This is a genomic window from Peribacillus sp. SIMBA_075, assembly GCF_046534585.1.
In genome coordinates this window covers 1-251 of record NZ_JAWRYN010001179.1, presented here as the reverse complement: position 1 = coordinate 251, position 251 = coordinate 1, and the positions used below count along the sequence as shown (strand labels likewise).

1 protein-coding gene is annotated in these 251 nt (G+C 44.6%); it reads right to left on the bottom strand.

Annotated elements, in window-relative coordinates:
- Nucleotides 1-251 (bottom strand): YtpR family tRNA-binding protein (gene ytpR, locus SB775_RS32040; protein ID WP_410865323.1); only part of this gene is annotated, 251 nt, incomplete at both ends.

The window sequence follows — 251 nt, the reverse complement described above, 5'->3', positions numbered from 1 at the left end:
ATTCTTGCAGAGAACAAATCATGCCATGAGACTCTTCGCCGCGCAGTTTTGCTTTTTTAATTTGAAAGTTCCCTGGAAGAACTGCTCCAACTGTTGCGACTGCGACATGCTGTCCTTTCTCCACATTCGGAGCCCCGCAAATAATTTGCACAGGAGCGTCTTCTCCAATATCAACAAGACATTTGTTTAATTTATCTGCATTCGGATGCTGTTCACGCTCAATGACATGTCCAACGACAACCCCTTTGATG